The 24,801-nt window shown below is 44.9% G+C and carries 20 protein-coding genes; 14 read left to right on the forward strand and 6 right to left on the reverse strand.

Features of this window, described 5'->3' with window-relative positions; all coding sequences use genetic code 11:
* The first annotated feature begins 3 nt into the window (after positions 1-3).
* The 11 genes from flgE to R7Z78_RS16015 all read left to right on the forward strand — a co-directional run bounded on the left by flgE (position 4) and on the right by R7Z78_RS16015 (position 13,863).
* Positions 4-1,317 (forward strand): flagellar hook protein FlgE, encoded by a 1,314-nt coding sequence (gene flgE, locus R7Z78_RS15965; RefSeq protein WP_005382030.1) that lies wholly within the window; start codon positions 4-6, stop codon positions 1,315-1,317.
* A gap of 330 nt (positions 1,318-1,647) precedes the next feature.
* A complete protein-coding gene (gene flgF, locus R7Z78_RS15970) occupies positions 1,648-2,397 on the forward strand; it encodes a flagellar basal-body rod protein FlgF (RefSeq protein WP_005382031.1) in 750 nt (249 codons plus the stop codon).
* Positions 2,398-2,415: 18 nt separating this feature from the next.
* On the forward strand, positions 2,416-3,204 hold the full coding sequence (gene flgG / locus R7Z78_RS15975) for a flagellar basal-body rod protein FlgG (RefSeq protein WP_005382032.1): 789 nt from the start codon (positions 2,416-2,418) through the stop codon (positions 3,202-3,204).
* A 30-nt stretch (positions 3,205-3,234) separates the two neighbouring features.
* On the forward strand, positions 3,235-4,014 hold the full coding sequence (gene flgH / locus R7Z78_RS15980; RefSeq protein ID WP_006743029.1) for a flagellar basal body L-ring protein FlgH: 780 nt from the start codon (positions 3,235-3,237) through the stop codon (positions 4,012-4,014).
* 43 nt (positions 4,015-4,057) lie between these two features.
* The gene (locus R7Z78_RS15985; protein WP_006743028.1) at positions 4,058-5,149 is read left to right on the forward strand and encodes a flagellar basal body P-ring protein FlgI; all 1,092 of its coding nucleotides are present in this window, start codon (positions 4,058-4,060) and stop codon (positions 5,147-5,149) included.
* Positions 5,150-5,165: 16 nt separating this feature from the next.
* A complete protein-coding gene (gene flgJ, locus R7Z78_RS15990) occupies positions 5,166-6,092 on the forward strand; it encodes a flagellar assembly peptidoglycan hydrolase FlgJ (RefSeq protein WP_031779079.1) in 927 nt (308 codons plus the stop codon).
* Between the two features lie 160 nt (positions 6,093-6,252).
* The gene (gene flgK / locus R7Z78_RS15995) at positions 6,253-8,193 is read left to right on the forward strand and encodes a flagellar hook-associated protein FlgK (protein ID WP_025768947.1); all 1,941 of its coding nucleotides are present in this window, start codon (positions 6,253-6,255) and stop codon (positions 8,191-8,193) included.
* Between the two features lie 13 nt (positions 8,194-8,206).
* A complete protein-coding gene (flgL, locus tag R7Z78_RS16000) occupies positions 8,207-9,400 on the forward strand; it encodes a flagellar hook-associated protein FlgL (protein WP_047102907.1) in 1,194 nt (397 codons plus the stop codon).
* A 427-nt stretch (positions 9,401-9,827) separates the two neighbouring features.
* Positions 9,828-10,982, forward strand: coding sequence for a flagellin (locus R7Z78_RS16005; RefSeq protein ID WP_005382038.1), 1,155 nt, complete (start codon positions 9,828-9,830; stop codon positions 10,980-10,982).
* A 506-nt stretch (positions 10,983-11,488) separates the two neighbouring features.
* Positions 11,489-12,622 (forward strand): flagellin, encoded by a 1,134-nt coding sequence (locus tag R7Z78_RS16010; protein ID WP_005382039.1) that lies wholly within the window; start codon positions 11,489-11,491, stop codon positions 12,620-12,622.
* 116 nt (positions 12,623-12,738) lie between these two features.
* Entirely contained in the window at positions 12,739-13,863 is a 1,125-nt protein-coding gene (locus tag R7Z78_RS16015) for a flagellin (protein ID WP_104975946.1), read from the forward strand.
* 96 nt (positions 13,864-13,959) lie between these two features.
* Here R7Z78_RS16015 and crr read toward each other — a convergent pair whose 3' ends face one another.
* From crr to cysZ, 5 genes are all read right to left on the reverse strand, one after another.
* Complete coding sequence (gene crr, locus R7Z78_RS16020; RefSeq protein ID WP_005382041.1) at positions 13,960-14,469, reverse strand: PTS glucose transporter subunit IIA; 510 nt, start codon at positions 14,467-14,469, stop codon at positions 13,960-13,962.
* A 121-nt stretch (positions 14,470-14,590) separates the two neighbouring features.
* Positions 14,591-16,315 (reverse strand): phosphoenolpyruvate-protein phosphotransferase PtsI, encoded by a 1,725-nt coding sequence (ptsI, locus tag R7Z78_RS16025; RefSeq protein ID WP_005389298.1) that lies wholly within the window; start codon positions 16,313-16,315, stop codon positions 14,591-14,593.
* A gap of 140 nt (positions 16,316-16,455) precedes the next feature.
* Positions 16,456-16,713 carry an HPr family phosphocarrier protein gene (locus R7Z78_RS16030; protein ID WP_005382043.1) on the reverse strand — a complete coding sequence of 86 codons (258 nt, stop codon included), beginning with the start codon at positions 16,711-16,713 and terminating at the stop codon, positions 16,456-16,458.
* Positions 16,714-17,013: 300 nt separating this feature from the next.
* Positions 17,014-17,982 carry a cysteine synthase A gene (cysK, locus tag R7Z78_RS16035; protein WP_005382045.1) on the reverse strand — a complete coding sequence of 323 codons (969 nt, stop codon included), beginning with the start codon at positions 17,980-17,982 and terminating at the stop codon, positions 17,014-17,016.
* A gap of 164 nt (positions 17,983-18,146) precedes the next feature.
* Positions 18,147-18,890, reverse strand: a complete 744-nt coding sequence (gene cysZ / locus R7Z78_RS16040; RefSeq protein WP_104976047.1) for a sulfate transporter CysZ — start codon at positions 18,888-18,890, stop codon at positions 18,147-18,149.
* Between the two features lie 251 nt (positions 18,891-19,141).
* On the opposite strand from cysZ, the gene zipA reads away from it, so the two are divergent.
* The 3 genes from zipA (at position 19,142) to R7Z78_RS16055 (ending at position 24,121) form a co-directional block, all read left to right on the forward strand.
* Entirely contained in the window at positions 19,142-20,098 is a 957-nt protein-coding gene (gene zipA, locus R7Z78_RS16045) for a cell division protein ZipA (protein ID WP_017819969.1), read from the forward strand.
* Between the two features lie 90 nt (positions 20,099-20,188).
* Complete coding sequence (gene ligA / locus R7Z78_RS16050; RefSeq protein WP_017819968.1) at positions 20,189-22,201, forward strand: NAD-dependent DNA ligase LigA; 2,013 nt, start codon at positions 20,189-20,191, stop codon at positions 22,199-22,201.
* A gap of 510 nt (positions 22,202-22,711) precedes the next feature.
* Entirely contained in the window at positions 22,712-24,121 is a 1,410-nt protein-coding gene (locus tag R7Z78_RS16055; protein ID WP_104975948.1) for a porin, read from the forward strand.
* A gap of 336 nt (positions 24,122-24,457) precedes the next feature.
* On the opposite strand, the gene R7Z78_RS16060 is transcribed toward R7Z78_RS16055, so the two are convergent.
* Entirely contained in the window at positions 24,458-24,637 is a 180-nt protein-coding gene (locus R7Z78_RS16060) for a hypothetical protein (RefSeq protein WP_086046573.1), read from the reverse strand.
* Positions 24,638-24,801 lie beyond the last annotated feature (164 nt).

Here is a 24,801-nt window from a genome sequence, read left to right on the forward strand (position 1 = left end):
GGAATGTCATATGTATCTTTAAGCGGTTTGTCCGCCGCCCAACTGGATTTGAACACCACCAGTAACAACATTGCGAACGCCAACACTTACGGCTTTAAAGAGTCCCGTGCTGAGTTTGCTGATGTCTACTCTAACTCTTTATTTACTAACGCAAAAACCACACCGGGTGGTGGTGCACAAGCAAGCCAAGTGGCACAGCAGTTCCATGAAGGCTCTAGCATTTACACCAACAACCCAATGGATTTGCGTGTTTCGGGGACAGGTTTTTTCGCTGTAGCGAAAGAGCGTCTAACTCCACAACAGAATGAACTGACACGTAATGGTGCATTTCACTTAAATAAAGAAAACTACATGGTGACCGCGAACGACGAGTTCTTATTAGGTTACCAAGTGGACCCAAGCTCTGGTGAGGTTTCTTCATACGAGCCACAACCCATCAATATTCCTGCTGAATTTGGTAAGCCAAAACAAACAGCAAACATTGAAGTGGGTGTGAACTTGCCAGCGAACGGCGATTTGAAAGATCCAACGCAGTTTGATTTTTCAGACCCAGATACATACAACCGTTCAACCTCTTCGACAATTTATGACTCGATGGGTCAGTCTTACAAGCTAACGACGTATTACTTGAAAGATCAGACTCAGCCAAATACATGGAACACTTACTACACCGTGACAGATAAAGAAGGTGAAAAGCCTTTAAATGTTGCGGCTGGTGATGCGCAAACGCCAACAGGTCATGTGGGGCATACCATGAAGTTCAACAACGATGGTACGTTGGCGAGCTTGAACAATGGTCAGCCAATCACTTCTGTGGCTCTGGGCGATCCGGCGACGAACACGACACCAGTCGATATGAATGGTGCCGATCCTGCGCAGACGCTTAACTTCGGCTTAGGCTCAGCAACACAGTTTGCGGCTCCGTTCGAACTGACTAAGTTTGACGAAGACGGTGCAACGACGGGCTTCCTAACCAAAGTTGACTTCGATGAAAACGGCAGCGTATTGGGAACTTACTCAAACGGTGAAAACGTTACATTGGGTCGTGTTGCTCTCGTACGTGTTCCAAACGAGCAAGGTCTGGATAAGAAAGGCGGCACTCAATGGGATTCAACGCAGTTCTCTGGTGACAAGATCTGGGGTGAATCAAATAAAGGCTCTTTCGGCACCATCAATAACGGTATGCTGGAACAGTCAAACATTGATATGACGCAGGAGTTGGTGGACCTGATCTCTGCTCAGCGTAACTTCCAAGCAAACTCACGTTCGCTCGAAGTACACAACCAACTACAACAGAATATCTTACAGATCCGCTAGAGCACTAGCTGGGTCATTCGATACTCTGCTTGAGTAAGCAATGGCGTGTGATTGCTTCTTAGTAATTACCGCTTTGTTCACTTTCATCATGACATTCATCTGATGCTTAGCCTGAATACACCTCACTCAGGCTAAGCATGCTTTGATCTACGATTTGCCGCTGTTGCCGCCGTATGGATCAAAACCTTGCCTCTCGTTACAGTTTTCTGCCCCTATTGACCTCTTTTAATTGTTGATTGTTAATTCAAAGTATTGATTGATAAGCCTATTTTTGTTTTGGCATAACTATTGCTTTTACTCCGTGTACAGAGAGATTTTTTGGAGTAATTTATGGATCGCGCACTGTTTCTCGCAATGAGTGGCGCCAAGCAAAATATGCAGGCACTACAATTGCGCGCTAATAACTTGGCTAACGTAAGCACGACCGGATTTCGGGCTGATTTAGCACAGGCTCGCTCAATGCAGGCTTATGGTGAAGGCCATCCTTCACGTGTGTTCAGCATGACAGAGCGTCCAGGGCATAACTTTGCTCAAGGTAGCGTGATTACAACAGGGCGTGATCTGGATGTGACGATTGAAGGCAGCGGTTGGATATCGGTACTCGATCACACAGGGAAAGAAGGGTTGACCCGTAACGGCAACCTAAAAGTCGATCAAAATGGCATGCTTACCAACGCAAGTGGTCATTTGGTGCTGGGTGAAAACGACGCGCCGATTACTTTGCCTATTCCTCTCTCCAAAATTGAAATCGGTCGGGATGGCACCATCTCTGTACTTCCTCAAGGTGCCCCGGCAGAAGAATTCCAAGCGGTTGATCGCATTAAGCTTGTTAAGCCTAATGATCAAAGCTTGTTTAAAGACACCAATGGCTTATTTCGCCATAAAACTCCAAACCAACCTTACGAAGCAGACGCGACTGTTAGCCTCCAGACGGGAGCGATAGAAGGCAGTAACGTGAATGCCGTAGGTGAAATGACCGCATTGATTGACTTACAACGTCAGTTTGAAATGCAAGTCAAGATGATGAGCACAGCTGAAGAAATGGATAAATCTTCAGATTCACTGCTTCGTATGAGTTAACAGAGTTAGAGGTTCACTATGCATCCAGCACTATGGGTAAGTAAAACAGGTCTAGACGCCCAACAAACCAACATTGCCACGATTTCGAACAACTTGGCGAACGCCTCTACTGTCGGCTACAAAAAGAGCCGTGCAGTATTCGAAGATCTGTTCTATCAGAACATCAACCAGCCTGGCGGCCAGTCATCTCAGAACACGGAACTGCCAAGTGGCTTGATGCTAGGTGCGGGTTCTAAAGTGGTTGCGACGCAAAAAGTGCACACGCACGGCAATGCACAGACAACGACCAACGCACTGGACATGATGGTGGAAGGCGACGGTTTTTTCCAAGTGACATTGCCGGACGGCAACATCGGTTATACCCGTAACGGTCAGTTCACGCTAAATGGTGAAGGCACGTTAGTCACGTCGGGTTCTGGCTACCCTGTAGAGCCTGAAATTGTGATTCCAGAAGATGCGATCTCTATTACTGTTGGTACGGATGGTGAAGTGTCGGTTCGCGTCCGAGGTCAGCAAGACAACCAAGTCGTTGGTCAGCTAACCATTACAGATTTTGTTAACCCGGGTGGCCTAGAGCCAATTGGTCAGAACCTTTACTTACCAACGGGTGCCAGTGGCGATCCACAAGAGGGTGTTCCTGGTTTGGACGGTTTGGGGGAAATTCGTCAATCCATGCTGGAAGCGTCCAACGTGAATGTAACGGAAGAGTTGGTCAACATGATCGAAGCCCAGCGCGTTTACGAAATGAACTCAAAAGTGATCTCGTCAGTCGATAAAATGATGAGCTTCGTTAACCAGCAATTGTAACGATTAAGAGCAAGATTTGAGGAGCTCACGATGAAACGTATTTGCCTACTCGCTTTGATTGCTACGATGTCGGGCTGTGCCATGTTGGAACCGATTGAAACGGATGAAGTGACACAAGCAACCACTGTGGTCGACGCAGTAGAAGGCGATAAATCGAAAGAAGAGAGCAGCGGTATCGTGGATACACTGCGTGGCAGAAGCGATCCGGTTGCGGGTGATCCTGCATGGGCTCCTATTCATCCGAAAAAGAAACCTGAGCATTATGCTGCTGCAACAGGTTCACTGTTTAGCGCCGAGCACATTACCGATCTATACGACGATTCCAAGCCACGTGGTATTGGCGACATTATTACCGTGACACTGGATGAGACTACCAGCGCCACGAAAAGCGCCAATGCCGATTTATCGAAAACCAATGAAGCGCAAATGGACCCGCTTCAAGTGGGTGGCGAAGAGCTGCAAATTGGTGGCAAATACAATTTCTCTTATGACTTAAATAACTCAAACTCATTTGCGGGTGACTCTTCTGCTAAGCAGAGTAACAGCATCAGTGGTTACATTACTGTTGAGGTGATTGAAGTTTTGGCAAATGGCAACCTCGTTATCCGTGGAGAAAAATGGATGACGCTTAATACGGGTGATGAGTACATACGTTTAAGCGGCACTATTCGTCCTGATGACATTAGTTTCGACAATACTATTGCATCAAACCGCGTTTCTAACGCAAGAATTCAGTATTCTGGCACCGGTGTACAACAAGATATGCAAGAGCCGGGCTTCTTGGCACGATTCTTTAATGTAGCGCTATAACACGCCGTGCTGACGGCAATTTGACTGCAAGAGATAAGTAAGCATGAAAAAACTCCTTTTAATACTGATGAGCGTTGCTCTGTTTTCTACCGCTGCCCAAGCTGCACGTATCAAAGACGTCGCGCAAGTGGCAGGTGTACGAAGCAACCAACTCGTGGGTTATGGTTTGGTTTCAGGCTTACCTGGCACAGGCGAAGCGAACCCGTTTACGGAGCAAAGTTTCGCCGCCATGCTGCAAAACTTCGGCATTCAGATGCCGCCGGGCACAAAGCCGAAAATAAAAAACGTTGCCGCAGTTATGGTAACGGCAGAGTTGCCGCCATTCTCTAAACCAGGTCAGCAAGTAGACGTGACTGTCTCTTCCATCGGAAGTGCTAAAAGTTTGCGTGGTGGTACGCTACTGCAAACGTTCCTCAAAGGTCTCGACGGTCAAGTTTACGCGGTTGCTCAAGGTAACTTAGTAGTGAGCGGCTTCAGTGCTGAAGGCGCTGACGGTTCTAAAATCGTAGGTAACAATCCAACCGTTGGTCTTATCTCTAGTGGTGCGACAGTAGAGCGAGAAATTCCAAACCCATTTGGTCGTGGTGATTACATCACGTTCAACTTGCTTGAGTCAGACTTCACAACGGCTCAACGTATGGCGGATGCTGTAAACAACTTCCTTGGCCCACAAATGGCGAGCGCTGTTGACGCGACATCAGTGCGCGTGCGTGCTCCTCGTGACGTCAGCCAGCGTGTTGCGTTCTTATCGGCAATCGAAAACCTAGAGTTCGACCCAGCAGATGGTGCAGCCAAAATCATCGTTAACTCACGAACGGGCACCATCGTAGTTGGTAAGCATGTGCGTCTTAAACCTGCAGCAGTAACGCATGGCGGCATGACGGTTGCGATCAAAGAAAACCTGAATGTTAGCCAACCTAACGGCTTTTCTGGTGGGCAAACCGTTGTCGTACCAGACTCGGATATCGAAGTCAGCGAAGAGCAAGGCAAAATGTTTAAGTTCGAACCAGGCTTAACGTTGGATGATTTGGTCCGTGCCGTGAACCAAGTCGGGGCTGCGCCTTCGGACTTGATGGCAATTTTACAAGCATTGAAGCAAGCTGGTGCCATTGAAGGCCAGTTGATCATCATTTAATGGTTAGGAGGTAGGTATAATGAACAATCCTAACGACATTGGTTTTATCCATGACATCAGTTCTCTGGATACTCTGCGTCAAAAAGCAGTGAAAGAGGGAAAAGATGGCGAGCAAGAAGCATTGCATGCGGCTGCTCGTCAGTTCGAATCGATCTTCACCTCCATGATGTTGAAATCCATGCGTGAAGCCAATGAGGGCTTTGAGTCCAACATGATGAACAGCCAAAACGAGAAGTTCTACCGACAAATGTTGGATGAACAGATGGCGAGTGAATTGAGTTCGTCTGGTTCAATGGGACTGGCCGATATGATTGTTAAGCAATTAACGGCTGGGCAAGGGAACGACAAAAAAGAAACGGCTATGCGTGATGCGGCAAACAATGCTGCGGAATATCGTCGTGTTGACCCGAAAAAAGCGCGCGAGATTGAACAGCGCTTGATTGAATCTGGTCAATTATCTCGACCAAGCAATGAACCCACTCGATTCGATTCACCAGAATCCTTTGTTAACTCGATGAAGCCATACGCGGAGAAAGCTGCGAAAGCCTTAGGTGTCGAGCCATCTCTGCTACTTGCGCAAGCCGCTTTGGAAACGGGGTGGGGACAAAAGGTCGTGAAGAACGCGCGTGGCAGCAGCAACAACTTATTTAATATCAAAGCAGATCGAAGCTGGCAGGGTGACAAAGTGACGACTCAAACTTTAGAGTTCCACGATAACACGCCAGTGAAAGAGACGGCAGCGTTTCGCTCCTACTCAAGTTACGAAGACAGCTTTAATGACTTTGTACGATTTTTGAATGACAACCCACGTTACGAGACAGCATTACAGCAACGCGGGAATTCAGAGTCGTTTATTCGCGGTATCCACAGTGCGGGTTACGCGACCGATCCGAATTACGCAGATAAAGTCCTGCAGGTGAAGGATAAAATCGAAAGTATGTAATGTTTCTGCGACAATTTATGACGTTCTCGAAGGCTTGCCATAGTGCAAGCCTTCACTTTATCTGAACATCTACGCCTTTCTATCACTTGGCACATCTTTTGCTTTTAATGTGTCTAGGTGATCGGTTTTGCCGATTTATATTTCGTTTTCGGGGGCATGTATGGCGTCAGATCTTCTGAATGTAGGTACTCAAAGTGTGCTTACTGCTCAGAGACAATTAAACACCACTGGTCATAACATTTCTAATGTTAATACAGAGGGTTATAGCCGTCAGTCTGTTATCCAAGGCACGAATGATCCGCGCATGTTTGGTGGTTCTACCTACGGCATGGGTGTGCATGTGGAAAATGTTCGCCGCTCGTGGGATCAGTTTGCCGTGAATGAACTGAACCTGTCGTCGACCAACAATGCCAACAAAACGGATACCCAAGACAATCTTGATATGCTCTCTAGCATGTTGAGCTCCGTAGCATCGAAGAAAATTCCCGAGAACCTGAATGAGTGGTTCGATGCGGTAAAAACCATGGCAGATACCCCGAACGATTTAGGGGCACGAAAAGTGGTATTGGAAAAGGCGAAAATCTTCTCTGATACATTAAATGATTTCCACGAAACCGTTCGACTGCAATCTGATGTCACCAATAAAAAATTGGATATGGGCATTGAGCGCGTTAACCAACTTGCGTTGGAAATTCGCGATATTCATCGACTGATGATGCGCACCCCCGCCCCACATAATGACCTAATGGATCAGCATGAAAAGCTGGTTACTGAGCTGTCAGAGTACACCAAAGTTACTGTAACCCCACGCAAAAATGCGGAAGGGTTTAATGTTCATATCGGCAATGGACACACACTTGTTTCTGGTACGGAAGCAAGCCAGCTCAAAATGATCGATGGCTATCCGGATGTTCATCAAAGACGATTAGCAATGGTGGAAGGGAATGGCATTAAAGCGATCAAGTCTGATGATATGGATGGCAAAATCGGCGCTTTACTTGAAATGCGCGACAAACACATCCCACAACTGCAAGATGAAATGGGCCGTTTAGCGACGGGTTTCTCCTACAAAATTAATCAGCTGCAATCTCAAGGTCTGGATCTCAACGGTAAGATAGGTAAAGACGTATTTACCGATGTGAACTCTGAGCTGGTGGCAAAATCTCGAGTTTTTGCTGCGCCTGACTCTCAAGCTGATGTTGCGGTTTACATCGAGGATATTTCCGCGATCAAAGGTGGTGAATATTCGCTGCGTTATGATGGCGACCAATACAGCGTGACAACACCGAAAGGTGAGCAAATGTCGTTGAACATCGACCGTTCGGATTCGTCGTTTGTTCTGGATGGTATGAAAGTGCAAATTGGTGAAGGCCTTGCCGCCGGTGAGCGCGTATTGCTACGCCCAACGAGAAGTGGTGCAGCCATCATAAAGATGGAAACCAATGACGCAAAAGCTATTGCCGCACAAAGTTATGAAGCCTCAACCACTTTTGCCCAAGGTAACGCCAAGTTTAAAATTCGTGAGGCGGGGGATGTTAAAGAGTTTGAGGTTACCGTACAACCAGCCGACGAGAAGCATGATAAGCCGTGGTTAAAGATCACGGATAACAAGGGTAATTTACTATCGGACAAATACTCATACCCGTTAGATAAAGATAACCCGAAGATTGAAATATCAGTGCCGAAAAGCCATCCGCTGTATAAAAACGGCGATGCAACCGTGTTTGAGTTGAGCGAAGGCGCACTGATGAATGATAAATTCACCGCAAACTTGGTGCCTTCTGAAGGTGGTAACGGCAACTTGAGAAAAATGCAGAAGATCCAAACAGACAAGATGATGGATGGAAAATCCAGTACCTTGATCGATGTTTATCATAACCTCAATACTGAAGTTGGACTGAAGTCTTCTACAGCAAACCGTTTAGCCTCCGTCGCTCGTTTAGAGCATGAAGCGGCGCAAGAGCGCGTTGCTTCTATTTCTGGTGTTAACCTCGATGAAGAAGCGGCCAACATGATGAAGTTTCAACAAGCGTACATGGCTTCATCACGTGTGATGCAAGCGGCGAACGATACCTTCAATACCATTTTACAACTGAGGTAAGGAGAAGAGATAAGTGCTAACCCGAATTTCTAGTTTCCATAACTATCAGTCCGTACAAAATGATCTGCGTCGTCAAGAGAATAAGGTTCACCACAACCAAGAGCAGCTTGCTTCAGGGAAAAAGTTACTGAAACCTAGTGACGACCCCCTCGCTGCGCATTACATCCAAAACATTAGTCAGCAACAAGAACAGCTACAACAATATCTTAGCTCGATAGTGTTGGTGCGTAATCGTCTAGAAAACCACGAAGTTAATATCGCCAATGCGGAGAATTTTGCCGACGAGTCGAAGCGCTTAACGATGGAGATGATTAACGGTGCCTTTTCTGCTGAAGACCGACAAGCAAAGAAGCGTGAGCTAGAAGAGATTGCGAACAACTTCCTTAACTTGGTGAACTCGCAAGATGAATCTGGTAACTACGTGTTTGCTGGCACTAAGCCAAAAAGCCAACCATTTTATCGCGATAAAGATGGTAGCGTGCAATACGCTGGGGACGATTATCAGCGCAAAATGAAAGTTTCTAGCATGCTTGAGATGCCAATGAACGATCCTGGCAGCAAGCTGTTTATGGAGATACCAAACCCATTTGGCGATTATCAGCCGAATTACGATCTACAAAACGGTTCTGAGTTGCTATTAAACAGAGCCACTAACGTTGATACGAAGGATGATGCGGCGTATCGCGTGACATTTGTCGATATGAATAACGGCAAATTTGGTTACCAATTAGAGCGTAACGGCAAAGTAGTGGATGCCGATGAGTTTTCTCCAGAGAAAGGGATTGAATACAAAGGCCTGAAAGTGCACGTAAAAGGCCAAATTACGCCTGGTGACAGCATTGAGATCGAAAAGCGGGCAGAGTTCAGCATTTTCGATACCTTCAAGGATGCAATGGCATGGTCAGACAAATCGGTTTCGGATACGTCGGCGACTGCTAAATTGCACCAAATGACAGAAGAATTCCACGCTGCTTTTATCCATTTGAATAAAGCGCGTACAGATGCCGGTGCTCGATTGAGTACGCTGGATATCCAAGAGCAAAATCATGAAGACTTTAATTTGTCTCTGGCAAAAGCGAAGAGCAACTTTGAGGACTTGGATTACTCTAAAGCCGTGATCGAGTTCAGTGAAAACTCGCGAGCGTTACAGGCATCGCAACAAGCATTCGGTAAGACCAAAGATCTAACGTTGTTTAACTACATCTAGTATGACACTCATACGCATTGTCTGATTTTGATGCCTTATGTGCAAAGCCTTAAGCGCGATAAGTCGACGTAACCTGAGAGTCTGAGATGTCATGCGGCACGATTTTACCCAAAGCGGCAATGATGCGGGAGGCAAGTCGGGCGGCAACAGGGCAGCGTTCAATACCCTTGGGCTAAGATGAGTCTGACAAACCGGAAATAGCTTAATGATAAAGCTAACTTATTGTTTATTTGATTCTTTTAAAAGTAGTTAAATAATTTACGCAAGTTGGCACACAAATTGTATTGAAAATATCAGAACAGATTTAGAGATTCTAAACCCTGCGTTTAAGGCAGATTTAGCAAGTAACTTTTACGGTCAGTGCTTATCCAAATGAGAGTAAAGCTGGCCGCTTCGCAAAAGCTTGCGAACTCAACAGGAGAGCAAAATGGCTGTAACAGTTAGTACTAACGTCTCCGCGATGACCGCGCAGCGTTACCTAAACAAAGCGACTGATGAATTAAACACGTCGATGGAGCGCTTATCTTCAGGACATAAGATTAACAGTGCAAAAGATGATGCGGCAGGTCTACAGATCTCTAACCGCTTAACTGCACAGTCTCGTGGCCTAGATGTCGCAATGCGTAACGCGAACGATGGTATCTCGATTGCACAAACCGCTGAAGGTGCGATGAATGAGGCAACCTCTGTCATGCAACGAATGCGTGACCTTGCGATTCAATCATCGAACGGTACTAACTCTCCGGCTGAGCGTCAGGCGATCAACGAAGAGTCAATGGCATTGATTGACGAGCTAAACCGTATTGCAGAAACCACTTCATTTGGTGGTCGTCGTCTATTGAACGGCTCATTCGGTGAAGCAGCATTCCAGATTGGTGCGAGCTCAGGTGAAGCCATGATCATGGGACTCACCAGCATTCGTGCGGACGATACTCGCATGGGCGGTGTGACCTTCTTATCTGAAAATGGTAAAGATAAAAACTGGAGCGTTGACCCAGCTAAATCTGACTTGAAGATCACGCTACCAGGTATGGGTGAAGACGAAGACGGCAATGTTGATGATCTAGAAATCAACATTAATGCCAAAGCGGGCGACGACATCGAAGAGCTTGCCACTTACATTAATGGTCAGTCTGATATGATTAATGCGTCTGTAAGTGAAGATGGCAAGTTGCAAGTTTTTGTCGCGCATCCAAACGTTCAGGGCGAGATTTCCATTTCTGGTGGACTAGCATCTGAGCTTGGCCTGAGTGATGAACCTATCAGAACGTCAGTACAAGATATTGATATGACCACGGTACAAGGTTCTCAAAACGCGATTTCTGTGCTGGATTCGGCACTGAAATACGTAGACTCGCAACGTGCAGACTTAGGTGCGAAGCAAAACCGTTTGAGTCACAGCATCAACAACTTGGCGAATATCCAAGAAAACGTTGACGCATCGAACAGCCGAATTAAAGATACAGATTTTGCGAAAGAAACCACGCAAATGACCAAAGCACAAATTTTGCAACAGGCAGGTACATCGATTCTTGCTCAAGCGAAACAGTTGCCAAACTCTGCAATGTCACTATTGCAGTAGTTTACTTAGCCTGTACTCAATACATTCAGACGTGGATGGGAATGCAGGCTTTTGGCAAGCAGCTTTACAATAGAATGAGCGGCTCTCTCATCTCTCACCTGCCAATCATTTTCAATGTAAAGTTGCACTCGGTATGCCGGAAATGTGTTCATTTCTCTTGATCTCCACATAGGCTCTGGCGACCAACCTAGCCCCAGTTCTCTCAAAGGAAAAGGGGCTTTTTCTTTTCTAATTTTCACGTCTATCGTCTGCGAACTTACCTTTAATTGTTTCCTTTTGCTGGTTTTCTATACAATTTAGCCCTCTCGGCTCGATTTGTGGAAACTTGAGCACTTTTTCTTACTTTTCTTCAATTTTATTAGCTAAATCTCGCAATGTTATTTTTTTAAACTTTTTTCTAAAGCTTCTGAATTTGGTGTCGTTAATAGAGGTAACTTTGAGAGAACTACTTGGTTTTCCGAGACGTCGGAAACCGCTACACCGGAAAATCAATTGGAGAAATCACCATGGCAGTGAATGTAAACACTAACGTATCAGCGATGACCGCTCAGCGTTACCTAAACAACGCAAACTCAGCTCAACAAACTTCTATGGAGCGTTTGTCTTCAGGTTTTAAAATCAACAGCGCAAAAGATGACGCTGCGGGTCTACAAATCTCGAACCGTTTGAACGTACAAAGCCGTGGTTTGGATGTAGCGGTTCGCAACGCGAACGACGGTATCTCGATTGCACAAACTGCTGAAGGTGCAATGAATGAGACCACTAACATTCTTCAACGTATGCGTGACTTGTCTCTGCAATCAGCAAACGGTTCAAACTCGAAAGCAGAGCGCGTTGCGATTCAAGAAGAAGTGACCGCACTCAACGACGAACTAAACCGCATCGCAGAAACAACCTCTTTCGGTGGTAACAAGCTGCTAAACGGTACCCACGGCGCGAAATCGTTCCAAATCGGTGCGGATAACGGCGAAGCGGTAATGCTTGAGCTAAAAGACATGCGCTCAGACAACAAAATGATGGGCGGTGTAAGCTACCAAGCAGAAAGCGGTAAAGGTAAAGATTGGAACGTTGCCCAAGGCAAGAATGACCTAAAAATCAACCTAACGGACAGCTACGGCCAAGAGCAAGAAATCAACATCAGCGCAAAAGCGGGTGACGATATCGAAGAGCTTGCGACTTACATTAACGGCCAAACTGACCTAGTGAAAGCATCAGTAGACCAAGATGGTAAACTGCAAATCTTCGCTGGCAACAACAAAGTTGAGGGCGAGGTCGAGTTTTCAGGCGGTCTATCTGGTGAACTAGGTTTGGGCGAAGGCAAAAAAGTAACGGTAGATACTATCGACGTAACCTCAGTTGGTGGCGCACAAGAATCTGTTGCTATCATCGATGCGGCACTGAAATACGTAGACAGCCACCGCGCAGAGCTAGGTGCATTCCAGAACCGTTTCAACCACGCAATCAGCAACTTGGACAACATTAACGAGAATGTGAATGCGTCGAAGAGCCGTATCAAAGATACAGATTTCGCGAAAGAAACGACGGCAATGACCAAATCACAAATTCTATCGCAAGCGTCAAGCTCAATCCTTGCGCAAGCGAAACAAGCGCCTAACTCAGCGCTAAGTCTGCTAGGTTAATCAATTTAACAAAGCAAGAAACCAAAGCCAGGCTCATCCCTGGCTTTTTGCTTATTGGCTATAACGATTCAGATGTGTCCTGACAGTATGTTCGATAAGGCATTCATATCGATTAGATGATCTCTTTAAATTCCAATGTTTCTGCGATGGTGGCGCAGAGACACCTGAGTCAAGCAGCTGCGCAAAATGTTGAGTCACAACGCAACCTAACTTCGGGGTTTCGAATCAACTCGGCGAGCGATGATGCGGCAGGTTTACAGATATCGAATACTCTCCATGTACAAACGAGAGGGCTTGATGTCGCCTTAAGAAATGCGCACGACGCTTTTTCTGTTGCTCAAACAGCGGAGGGAGCATTGCACGAAAGCAGTGACATATTGCAACGCTTACGCTCTCTGGGGCTTCAAGCAGCAAACGGCAGTTATGACTCAAGTGATCGGCAAAGTATTCAATATGAGGTCGTAGCGCTGCAAGATGAGCTTGATCGTGTCGCGATCACGACAACATTTGCGGATAAAAACCTGTTTGATGGATCTTACGGTTCACAAAGTTTCCATATTGGCGCGAACGCTAATTCAATCTCTTTGACGTTACGTAACATGCGTAGCCATATCCCAGAGATGAGAGGGCAGCATTATGTTGGTGATGCGGTCGATAAAGATTGGCGAGTCACTAAAGATAACCAAACCCTAAAAGTCGAATACCAAGACAGTAAAGGGCAAACCCAAACGGAATCCATTGGACTCAAATTGGGTGACCGCATAGAACAGGTCGCCACTTACATCAATGCTCAACAATCGATAGTGAATGCTTCAGTAACGGAAAACAACGAACTGCAATTCTTCGCTTCTACGATGAAGGCGCCAGAGGGTGTGGTTCTCGAAGGGAGTTTAGCGGATGAGCTTGATGTGAGCGCTGGTCAATTAGTCACAATGGATGACATCGATATGTCGACGGCAGGTAAGGCGCAGCTTTCAATTGGGGTGATTGATGCAGCAATTAAGTATGTTGATTCGCACCGGAGTGAAATTGGCAGCTTTCAGAACCGTGTAAACGGCTCGATGGATAACTTAAATACTGTGAATCGGAGTGTTACAGAATCCAAGAGTCGAATAAGAGATACAGACTTCGCAAGAGAATCTACGGAAATGGTGCGTTCTCAAGTGCTCCAAGATGCGACAACTGCATTACTCGCTCAAGCGAAGCAAAGGCAGAGTTCGGCACTTGGATTACTTAGCTGAGCGGATTTCATTGATGTAAGTCGATCAGAAACAAAATTTCAGGTAATAAAAAACGCTGCCAATGGCAGCGTTTTTTCGTGTTCGATTAAGTAAAAATTACTTAGTTACACGTAGAACTGGAGTTTCACCAACAGTTACAGAACCAGAAAGCTTGTTTAGCTCTTTGATTTCGTCCATGTTAGAGATAACAACTGGAGTTAGCGTTGACTTCGCTTTCTCTTCTAGAAGAGCTAGATCGAATTCAATTACAGTGTCGCCAGCTTTAACAGTTTGACCTTCTTCAGCGATACGCGTGAAGCCTTCGCCTTTTAGTTCAACTGTGTCGATACCGAAGTGAACGAAAAGCTCAACACCGTCGTCAGACTCGATAGAGAACGCGTGATTAGTTTCGAAGATCTTACCGATAGTACCGTTTACAGGAGCTACCATTTTGTTGCCTGCTGGCTTGATAGCAATACCGTCACCAACGATTTTCTCAGCGAAAACAACATCTGGCACGTCTTCGATGTTTACAATCTCACCAGAAAGTGGCGCGATGATTTCGATAGCACCAGCGTCAGCGCTGTCATCAGATACAAGCTTCTTAAGTTTGTCAAACAGACCCATTGTGTCATGCTCCTAAGGTTTGGTTTTATTCTGTCGAATTATAGTATACCAATATAGCTCATTAGACGACTTTTTTCGCCGTCTAATGGCCATTAAGTATTGAATTACTTGGTACTACCGATTACTGAGCTTTCTCAGCAATAAACTTTTCTACCACGGCTTCGATTTCTTCTGCTGTCGGTAGAGAAAGGGCTTCTTCAGCCATTGCTTTCACTTCTGCGAAGTTAGAGTTACGAACTACTTTCTTCACTTTAGGGATTGAAATGCCGCTCATTGAGAACTCGTCCAGACCCATACCTAGAAGTAGAAGTGTTGCACGCTCGTCACCTGCAAGTTCACCACACATACCAGTCCATTTACCTTCTGCGTGAGAAGCGTCGATAACTTGCTTGATCACAGTAAGTACAGCTGGTGATAGTGGGTTGTATAGGTGAGAAATCATCTCGTTACCACGGTCAACCGCTAGCGTGTACTGAGTTAGGTCGTTTGTACCGATAGAGAAGAAAGACACTTCCTTCGCTAAGTGGTGTGCGATCGCAGCAGCAGCAGGAGTTTCAACCATAACACCGATTTCGATGTTTTCGTCGAACGCGTGGCCTTCAGCGCGTAGCTCTTCTTTGTACTCTTCGATCGCTTTCTTAAGCTCACGGATTTCTTCGACAGAGATGATCATTGGGAACATGATACGCAGTTTGCCGTGTGCAGAAGCACGTAGAATGCCACGTAGCTGATCACGAAGGATTTCACGACGATCTAGACTGATACGTACAGCACGCCAACCTAGGAATGGGTTCATCTCTTTTGGAAGATCCATGTATGGGAGATCTTTATCGCCGCCGATATCCATAGTACGGATGATCACAGCTTGACCGTTCATTGCTTCCGCAACTTCTTTGTACGCTTGGTACTGTTCTTCTTCAGTTGGTAGCGCAGTACGGTCCATAAATAGGAATTCAGTACGGTACAGACCAACACCTTCACCGCCGTTACGAAGGATACCGTCACAGTCTTTCACTGTACCGATGTTACCGCAAACTTCTACACGGTGACCGTCAGTCGTTTCTGCGTGTAGGTCTTTCAGTTTCGCTAGCTCTTCTTTTTCAGCTAGGAATGCTGCTTTAACCGCTTTCGCTTCTTCTAGCTCAGCTTCTGATGGGTTAACAACAATCTTGTTGTTCATTGCGTCAAGAATCAGCATGTCGCCATTCTTAACTTTCTTCGTGATGTCGTTAGTACCAACGATAGCTGGAAGCTCAAGTGAGCGAGCCATGATTGAAGTGTGAGATGTACGACCGCCGATATCACAAGCAAAACCAAGCACGTAGTCTAGGTTGATTTGTGCAGTTTCAGATGGCGTTAGGTCGTAAGCAACAAGAATTACTTCTTCGTTGATATCGCTAAGCGAAACAATGTTGATGCCTAGTGCGTTCTTAACAAAACGAGAACCGATATCGCGGATGTCAGTTGCACGCTCTTTTAAGTATTCGTCATCTAGAGACTCAAGAGCACATGCTTGCTCTTCGATCACTGAGTGGATAGCGTGATCAGCAGTCATCTTGTCGTTTTTGATAAGTGCTAGGATTTCCTCTTCTAGCTCTTCGTCTTCAAGAAGCATGATGTGACCTTCAAAGATCGCTTCTTTTTCTTCGCCAAACGTTTCAAGCGCTTTTTGCTTGATAGTTTCTAGCTGAGCTGCAGATTTGTTACGAGCGTCAAAGAAACGCTGAACTTCAGCTTCTACTTGATCGTCAGAAATAGTGTTTGTGTTTAGGACAATTTCATCTTCTTGAAGTAGTAGTGCTTTACCGATTGCAATACCAGGAGATGCTAGGATGCCTGAAATCATAGCCTTACCTTAAGTTTGGTCAACTTTATAAAACGGGAGAATAATGGGTGCGCTAACGAATAGTTTTAGCTTAGTTTTGAGCCTATTTCCAACGAAGCCATTTTGCTTTCACAAAATGGCTTCTGGAGTAGGAGACCGGATTAGTGTAGTTGGTCCATTAGAGCAACTAGGTGGTCAACTGCTTGCTGAGCTTGTGGGCCTTCAGCAGAAATAGTAACTTGAGTACCTTTTACTAGGCCTAGTGTTTGTAGTTTGAACAGGCTCTTAGCGCTAGCGCTTTTACCGTTAGAAGTCACAGTGATGTCTGCGTCGAATGCTTTTGCTTCTTTAACAAACTGTGCAGCTGGACGAGTGTGAAGGCCGTTTTCTGCTGTGATTTCTACTTGCTTCTCGTACATGTGATATACCCCAATAAATGTATTTTTTTGTTAGTTTGTGACCAGATTTTAGCTTAACTGCTTTACATCTTGTGCGCTAGCACGGGAAGAGTTCAAAGCGCGTCAGTTCTGATACTAGTCAAAAGTTTGGTAACTACGCAACTGTTTGCGTGCGTAATCACTTTGAAACCTTTTTGTGTTCTGCTTCTTTATTTTGAAGCTAGAAATAAAACACCCTGATATTACCAAAGGTAGGGCAGGGATCAACAAAAAAGCCCCTAAACGGGGCTTTTTTAAACTAAAAATTGATTTGAACACATATTATTGTTGGTTCTCTTTTTCGGTAAAGATACCTGCAAAGAGTGCTGTACTTAGGTAACGCTCACCGGAACTTGGCAAGACAGTTACAATTGTTTTTCCTTCAAATTCAGGTAGTTCTGCAAGTCGGTTCGCTGCAACAACCGCTGCGCCAGATGAGATACCAGCTAGGATACCTTCCTCTTCCATTAGGCGACGAGCCATCTCAATCGCTTCTTCTGAGGTAACTTGCTCAACACGGTCAATAATGTCTAAATCGAGGTTACCAGGGATGAAACCAGCACCGATACCTTGAATTTTGTGTGGGGCAGGTTGGATTTCTTCGCCAGCAAGTGCTTGTGCAATAACCGGAGACTCTGCTGGCTCAACTGCAACAGAAGTGATGGCTTTGCCTTTTTCACCTTTGATGTAACGGCTTGTACCTGTGATAGTACCGCCCGTACCAACACCAGCAACGAATACGTCGATTTCACCGTCTGTCGCTTCCCAAATCTCAGGGCCCGTAGTCTTTTCGTGGATTTCTGGGTTCGCTGGGTTGTCAAATTGTTGAAGAAGTAGGTACTTCTCAGGGTTGCTTGCTACGATTTCTTCTGCTTTAGCAATCGCCCCTTTCATGCCTTTCGCCGCTTCAGTCAGCTCAAGGTTCGCGCCTAGTGCTTTTAGTAGCTTACGGCGTTCTAGGCTCATTGATTCAGGCATGGTCAATGTTAGCTTGTAACCGCGAGCAGCCGCTACGAATGCTAGAGCAACACCTGTGTTACCACTGGTAGGTTCTACAAGCTCTACACCTGGCTTAAGAAGGCCCGCTTTCTCTGCTTCCCAGATCATGTTTGCACCGATACGGCACTTAACACTGAAGCTAGGGTTACGCGCTTCAATTTTCGCGAGAACTTTGCCTTTACTTACTTTGTTTAGACGAACGAGAGGTGTATTACCAATAGTAAGAGAGTTATCTTCGTAGATTTTGCTCATAGTGATGTTCCTTCATTACACGTTGTGTGAATATGGATAGAAGAATATGCGGTATGAAAAAAAGGGAAAAGGATTAAAAAGTTATATCTTATTAGGTTGGCCCAGAACTTGATAAAAGAAAAGGGAAAAGCTGGCGCTGATCCCTTTCCTTAATCTCTAATCGACTATCGTTGGTGCTTAAACTCCGCGACCCACATAGCGGTTGCACCACATATTGCTACAGGCATGACAATGAGGTTCAAAATTGGGAGCGTCGTAAATACAGACACCAATACCCCAAAGCCATAGGCCTTACCTTGCTTTTGTTTCAATTTGTAACGCATGTCGTTAAATGGGATTTTATGGTTATCAAACGGGTAGTCACAATATTGAATCGCGAGCATCCAGGCGGTAAAGATAAACCATAAAAATGGGCCTACTGTTTGTCCAAGGGCTGGGATGAGCAATAACAGGAATAGGCCTATTGCTTTAGGTAAAATGTAAAGGAGCTTTCTCCACTCACGAGCTAAAACGCGAGGAACATCTTTCAGGACGGCAGTGAAACCATCATCATTTACCTTTTGTCCCGTTAAGTACTCTTCCACTTTTTCAGCCAAGAGGCCATTGAATGGCGCGGCGATAAAGTTCGCGAGCGTGCTGAAAAAATAGGAGAAGGTAGCGAGTATCGTCAGAGCGAGTAAAGGCCAAAGAATGTAAGTTAACCAGGATAAAAACTCAGGCAGCTGCCCAATCCAGCCTTCTATCCATATATTAAGGTTTGAAAATAGATAGAAGATGGCACCACCTACAAGCAAGATATTTGCAAGTAGAGGTAAGATGACAAAGCGCCTGATTTTAGGGGCAAGTGCCAATTGTATCCCGTATAGAAAATAACCGAACCCGGTTCTCTGCTGATTGTTTTGCTTCATGTCTATTTTGGCTTCGTGTAAATGAAAACTCATTGTACCTGTGAGGACTTTTCTTTCAATGCCCTGACAAATGACGTCTTGTTAAGTGGAATCGTGGCAAGAATCACAACAAAAAACGGAACTTCTTGCATTAAGTTGTTCTAAATCTACATATAGTTTTGGTAAAGTAAACGTATCATTCAGATTTATTGCACTTGGGTTGCTGCTCAAGGAACTGCGAGTAGTAAAAACAAGTATATTGAGAGTAAATAATGCAGGAATTGCGATTCGTACTCATTGTTGTTGGCGCATTAGCCATCGCGGCATTACTGTTTCATGGTTTATGGAGCAGTAAAAAAGAAGGCAAAGCAAAGTTTGGTAACAAGCCACTTGGTAAGCTGGATGTTGACCAAGAAGACAAAAATGATCTTGTTGAGAAAGAACGAGACTTCGCTCCCGCTCCTGAAGATGACTTTGAGATCATTCGCAAAGATCGCAAAGAACCAGATTTTGGGATGGCGAGCTCTTTCGACAACAAGTTTGAATCTGACCCGTTATTCGGTGGTCCATCTGAAGTCAAACAGACGCAGCAGGAGCCGGATGACATCCCTTCATTTGTTGCAGAAAAAGATAAAGAAGAGGACGTTGAGCCTGTTGTTCAAGCAACAGTAGCTGAAGAGCCATTCCAGCCTGCTGTGGAAGAAGAAGTTATTCCCGCCGCGTTTGATATTACGGAGAAAGAACAGCAAGTCGAAACGGTTAGTGAGCCTGTCGTTGCAGAGCCTAAGGAAGAGCCAAAGCCAGAACCTGAAATGCAAGTGATTGTATTGAATGTGCACTGTGCTGGTGAAGAGCCATTTGTTGGTACTGCTTTATTTGAAAGTATGCAACAAAACGGTCTAATTTATGGCGAGATGGATATTTTCCATCGTCATGTCGACTTGTCCGGTAACGGCAAAGTGCTGTTTAGCGTCGCTAATATGATGCACCCTGGTACGTTTGAACATGCTGATCCTGCTGAGTTTACAACGAAGGGTATTTCATTCTTCATGACATTGCCTTGTTATGGCGAGGCTGAACAGAACTTCAACTTAATGCTCCGAACTGCGCAGCAAATTGCTGATGACTTAGGTGGTAACGTACTTGATGACCAGCGCAACTTAATGACGCCAGATCGTTTAGCATCTTATCGACGTCAAATAGTTGAGTTTAATGCCGCTAACGCATAATCTTAACAGCAAATAATAATAGGGCTCCGGATGGAGCCCTTTTTCTTGGATTTCCCAACCTCACCGATTGAAAATACACGGGGCTTTACTATGTCTGAATCAGTACTTCAGCGACTAGAAGAACTAAAAGAGTCGTTGCATTACCACGCTGTGCGTTACTACGTGGAAGATAACCCAGAGATCCCTGATGCCGAGTACGACCGTTTAATGCGAGAGTTACTGGATATTGAAGCTGAGAACCCTGACTTAATAACCGTAGACTCGCCAAGCCAACGTGTCGGTGGGCAACCTCTCTCTGCGTTTAGCCAAGTGACACATGAAGTACCGATGCTTTCGCTTGATAACGCGTTTGATGATAGTGAACTCGATAGTTTCCACAAGCGCGCACAAGAGCGCGTGGGCAGCCAGAGTGTGAAAGAATACTGTTGTGAGCCTAAATTGGATGGACTCGCCGTAAGTTTGTTATATGAGAATGGCGTGTTAGTTCAGGCGGCCACTCGAGGCGATGGTACTACGGGTGAAAACATCACAGAGAATGTGCGTACGATTAAAGCTATTCCTTTAAAACTCAGGGGTAATGACTGGCCAAATCGTCTTGAAGTTCGTGGTGAAGTCTTTATGCCGAAAGCTGGGTTTGAAAAGCTCAATGAATTAGCAAGGAAGAAAGGCGAGAAAATCTTTGTGAATCCACGTAACGCTGCGGCAGGTAGCTTACGACAATTGGATTCACGTATTACGGCTTCTCGTCCGCTTAGCTTCTATGCATACAGTGTAGGCGTGGTGCAAGGCGCAGAATTGGCAGCAAGTCATTACGAACGCTTTTTGCAAATCAAATCTTGGGGACTGCCAATGTGTCCGGAAACTAAGCGAGTTGAAAGCTTGGCGGATGTAAAAGCTTACTACCAAGATATATTGCAGCGTCGTGATGCCCTCCCTTATGAGATCGATGGTGTCGTTATTAAAATTGACGATATTGCCGTGCAAGAGCGTCTGGGGTTTGTTGCTCGCGCTCCACGTTGGGCGATTGCCTACAAATTTCCAGCACAGGAAGAAATGACGACACTGAATGAAGTGGAGTTCCAAGTCGGTCGCACTGGTGCGATTACACCTGTTGCTAAGCTAGAGCCTGTATTTGTTGGCGGGGTAACGGTAAGTAATGCGACGCTTCATAACGCAGATGAGATAGAACGTCTACAGGTCAAGATTGGTGATCACGTTGTGATCCGCCGTGCTGGCGATGTTATTCCGCAAGTCGTATCTGTCATCAAAGAGCGTCGACCAGAAACAGCTCGAGATATTGTTTTCCCAACTCAGTGTCCTGTTTGTGGTTCGCATGTTGAGCGGATCGAAGGAGAAGCGGTAACACGTTGTATGGGGGGCTTAGTTTGCCAAGCCCAACGCAAACAAGCGCTAAAACACTTTGTTTCTCGTAAAGCGTTAGACGTTGACGGTTTAGGCGATAAAGTGATCGAGCAGCTTGTTGATCGTGAGATGGTGAAAACTCCTGCTGACTTGTTTAAGTTATCAGCGGGGATTTTAACCGTACTAGATCGCATGGGGCCAAAGTCTGCGCAGAATATTGTGAATGCGTTAGAAAAATCCAAAGAAACAACTTTACCTCGGTTTTTGTATTCACTGGGGATCCGTGAAGTTGGCGAGGCAACCGCAGCAAACTTAGCAATGCACTTTAAAACGTTGGGAGCGATCCAAAATGCTACCGAAGAGCAGTTGATTGAAGTGCAAGACATCGGTGCTGTGGTTGCTCAACATATCACGACTTTCTTTAGTGAAGAACAGAACCAAGCGGTGGTTAAAGATTTGCTTGAACAAGGAATTCATTGGCCAGAGATTAATACTACTGAGCAGGTGGGGGAATTACCATTAGAAGGTAAAACAGTAGTATTAACGGGAACACTTTCTCAACTGGGGCGTACAGAAGCCAAAGAAGCCCTCCAAGCACTGGGGGCTAAAGTGACGGGTAGTGTTTCTAAGAAAACCGATATTTTGTTTGCTGGTGAAAATGCAGGTTCGAAGCTCGCAAAGGCACAAGAACTGGGTATCGAAATTAAAACAGAACAAGACTTACTCGAACTGATGAATTAAGTCTTCTCAAAAAAGCTAAAAAATAACTAAAAGCCCCGTATGCTAAGCATGCGGGGCTTTTTCTTGTTCATAATTAAGTGTTTTTTTATTGAGTAATTGATGCCTTTGTTCTTTTCAGTGATCAAGATCGAACCTTGGGTTATTGGTTTTTTTGGCTTTTTTAGTCTGCGAGTGACTTCAAGTTGATACTTTTAAGTTCAATTTAAATGTTTGATTTTAAATAATAATTTGTTGTGTTGTGTTGATGTTGTTAAAAATAAGATCTGGATCAATAAGTTATATGGAACTTTGGAGTGGCTCATATTTTTTTAGAAAAAAAATAAGTTCCATTTGGATGTTTTTAGCTGCGAAGTTAGTCTTAATCACGTGGATACACGGTGTGTATGCAGGAACTAAAAAAAGCCAAATTAGAAATAATGAGGTTTGATCAGGAATTTACTTCTCTCCTTCGGCGGCCAACTAAAGGTGAGATAGAAAAATACAGCTATATCCATTTTTAGGAGTTTTTCCATGGACAAATTTTTTAAGGTTTCAGCGTTAACCGCAGCAATGTTTGGTGTTGTTGCTGTCGCTCCAGCTACAGCGTCTACTGAAAGTGCAGCAGGTGGCGAGTACGTAGAGAAAGTGAACGAATTTATGCAAGACTCAAGTCTAAATGCATTATTCATAGTTGATACTCGTTCACGAACTCGTACAACAGGTAAGCCCGGCGGTGAAAATGGTGACCGTTGGAGTCGTCTAAACTACTCTTCTTACAACGCAATTTTAGACTTCACTTCTGGCTACCACGATGGTTGGGTGGGCGCAGATGTTGCGGCTTACTACTCTGGCGATCTTTACAACGATAGTCTTTACAATTCAAACGAAGGCTACCTATGTAACGAAATCTCAACTTGTAACAACCTAGACTGGGGTGCAGGTGATGGTCAGCAGCTTAAAGTTTACAAAGCAGCGCTGAAATTCAAAGCAAACGAAAACTTTAATGCTCGTTTCGGTATGTTACAGTCTGGTGGTAACGGTACAATCGGTAACGTTTGGAGCTTTGTACCTGGTACTTACCGTGGTTTCGAACTGAACGCTAAACTTGGTGATTTCAACCTAAGCTACTTTGGCGCAGACCAATTTACAGCACCTTGGCTGCTTCACGAAGATGATTACGCACCAGCGCTTTGGTCTGACACGTCATGGAGCTACCTACACTCTCTAGGCCTAAACGGTAACCTAACTGACAGCTTGTTTATGCAACTTGGTTTGGGTCAAGCTACTGGCGTTAAATATGCAAATGGTGTTGACTGGGGGGCAGGTCAAGTAACTAGCTACCACAACGAAACTGACAACACTTCTTACAAGGCTTACTTGAAGTACACTGTTAGTGACCGTACAACTCTAGCATTTGATTTCTACGGTGTTGACGATGATGTGAAATACGATGGTCTAGGTTTCCACACTGGTCTATCTTTGAATCAATCTTTCGGTAAGCTAGCTTGGATGTCTGAGTTGCGCTACACAGACACAGATAACCGTGCGGACTTCGTTCCTCGTACTATTCATACATATGGTATGAACAATGGTACTTGGTCTCAGTGGTGGGACGCGCTATCTGACTGGAACAAAGCGGGTGAGCTAGCATGGTACAACCGTCTATCTTACAACCAAGGTAACGGCTGGAACTACTACCTAGGCTTTGGTTACGGTACTGGCGCTGACTCTGCAGCAAGCGGAGCATCAGGTGACTGGGATTACGAAAGCGAATACGCAGTTAACGCAACAGTATCTTACTCACTACAAAGTGGCGCGCTTAAAGGTTCTACCATTCGTTTACACGGTACAATCCTAGAACGTGATGAGTACGCAGGTGCTGGCGATGCGGATGAAACAGACTTACGTCTACAAGTTCTTATCCCTTACAGCTTCCACTAATACTTAGTGAAATAATAAAAGGAGCCGCTAGGCTCCTTTTCTATTTCACTTCTCGGCCGTCGTATATTTTGCAATATAACGGTGGCAACATATGTACATTACCGTTTGGCAACTCACACTTTATCTCTGGGCCTATCGTACGACCACCGGATGCACCATTAGCATGAGTGGTTAACGGAATTATGGCAAAAGATATTACTAATAGACCAGATAAAAATCTCATAATCATCACCTCAATATAAACTTTAAATATCTACGTACTTGTATAAACCGTGACTACGCAGAAAGGTAAGGTTGAAAAGGGCTCTTATATCAAACTAAGCTCTTACTTCTTTACTATTCCCATTCCCCACCTCTAAATCGACACATTTCACTTGGAATATTCGTAACGTCGCCACTTGGCATCTTACATTCGACTATAGGTCCCAAATTAGTTGTACCGCCGTTTCCGTTGTTGTAGGCAAAGGAAGAAAAAGAAAAAATACCGCACATCATTAAAAAGAGAAGCTTATTCATAGTACATCCTCTTACTTACCAAATAAAAAGCACTCAACTTAAATGCTTATGCGTTAAGTATGTATCCGAGGATAAAAAGATCAAAAAATAATTCAATAAAGTTTTATTTTTTAAAATAAATTTAGATCGATAATTTACCTAGATATATTTCTATCTTATTGATT

The sequence above is a fragment of the Vibrio sp. 1167 genome (assembly GCF_033340375.1).
Taxonomy (GTDB): domain Bacteria; phylum Pseudomonadota; class Gammaproteobacteria; order Enterobacterales; family Vibrionaceae; genus Vibrio; species Vibrio alginolyticus.

What these genes read in the sequence shown, in the direction of transcription:
- flgH (WP_006743029.1), top strand. Translation starts at nt 3,235, where the DNA reads ATGAAACGTATTTGCCTACTCGCTTTGATTGCTACGATGTCGGGCTGT.
- ptsI (WP_005389298.1), bottom strand. Translation starts at nt 16,315, where the DNA reads ATGATTTCAGGCATCCTAGCATCTCCTGGTATTGCAATCGGTAAAGCA.
- R7Z78_RS16005 (WP_005382038.1), top strand. Translation starts at nt 9,828, where the DNA reads ATGGCTGTAACAGTTAGTACTAACGTCTCCGCGATGACCGCGCAGCGT.
- R7Z78_RS16060 (WP_086046573.1), bottom strand. Translation starts at nt 24,637, where the DNA reads ATGAATAAGCTTCTCTTTTTAATGATGTGCGGTATTTTTTCTTTTTCT.
- zipA (WP_017819969.1), top strand. Translation starts at nt 19,142, where the DNA reads ATGCAGGAATTGCGATTCGTACTCATTGTTGTTGGCGCATTAGCCATC.
- cysZ (WP_104976047.1), bottom strand. Translation starts at nt 18,890, where the DNA reads ATGAAGCAAAACAATCAGCAGAGAACCGGGTTCGGTTATTTTCTATAC.
- R7Z78_RS15985 (WP_006743028.1), top strand. Translation starts at nt 4,058, where the DNA reads ATGAAAAAACTCCTTTTAATACTGATGAGCGTTGCTCTGTTTTCTACC.
- R7Z78_RS16030 (WP_005382043.1), bottom strand. Translation starts at nt 16,713, where the DNA reads ATGTACGAGAAGCAAGTAGAAATCACAGCAGAAAACGGCCTTCACACT.
- flgF (WP_005382031.1), top strand. Translation starts at nt 1,648, where the DNA reads ATGGATCGCGCACTGTTTCTCGCAATGAGTGGCGCCAAGCAAAATATG.
- cysK (WP_005382045.1), bottom strand. Translation starts at nt 17,982, where the DNA reads ATGAGCAAAATCTACGAAGATAACTCTCTTACTATTGGTAATACACCT.
- R7Z78_RS16010 (WP_005382039.1), top strand. Translation starts at nt 11,489, where the DNA reads ATGGCAGTGAATGTAAACACTAACGTATCAGCGATGACCGCTCAGCGT.
- R7Z78_RS16055 (WP_104975948.1), top strand. Translation starts at nt 22,712, where the DNA reads ATGGACAAATTTTTTAAGGTTTCAGCGTTAACCGCAGCAATGTTTGGT.
- R7Z78_RS16015 (WP_104975946.1), top strand. Translation starts at nt 12,739, where the DNA reads ATGATCTCTTTAAATTCCAATGTTTCTGCGATGGTGGCGCAGAGACAC.
- flgK (WP_025768947.1), top strand. Translation starts at nt 6,253, where the DNA reads ATGGCGTCAGATCTTCTGAATGTAGGTACTCAAAGTGTGCTTACTGCT.
- flgE (WP_005382030.1), top strand. Translation starts at nt 4, where the DNA reads ATGTCATATGTATCTTTAAGCGGTTTGTCCGCCGCCCAACTGGATTTG.
- crr (WP_005382041.1), bottom strand. Translation starts at nt 14,469, where the DNA reads ATGGGTCTGTTTGACAAACTTAAGAAGCTTGTATCTGATGACAGCGCT.
- flgG (WP_005382032.1), top strand. Translation starts at nt 2,416, where the DNA reads ATGCATCCAGCACTATGGGTAAGTAAAACAGGTCTAGACGCCCAACAA.
- ligA (WP_017819968.1), top strand. Translation starts at nt 20,189, where the DNA reads ATGTCTGAATCAGTACTTCAGCGACTAGAAGAACTAAAAGAGTCGTTG.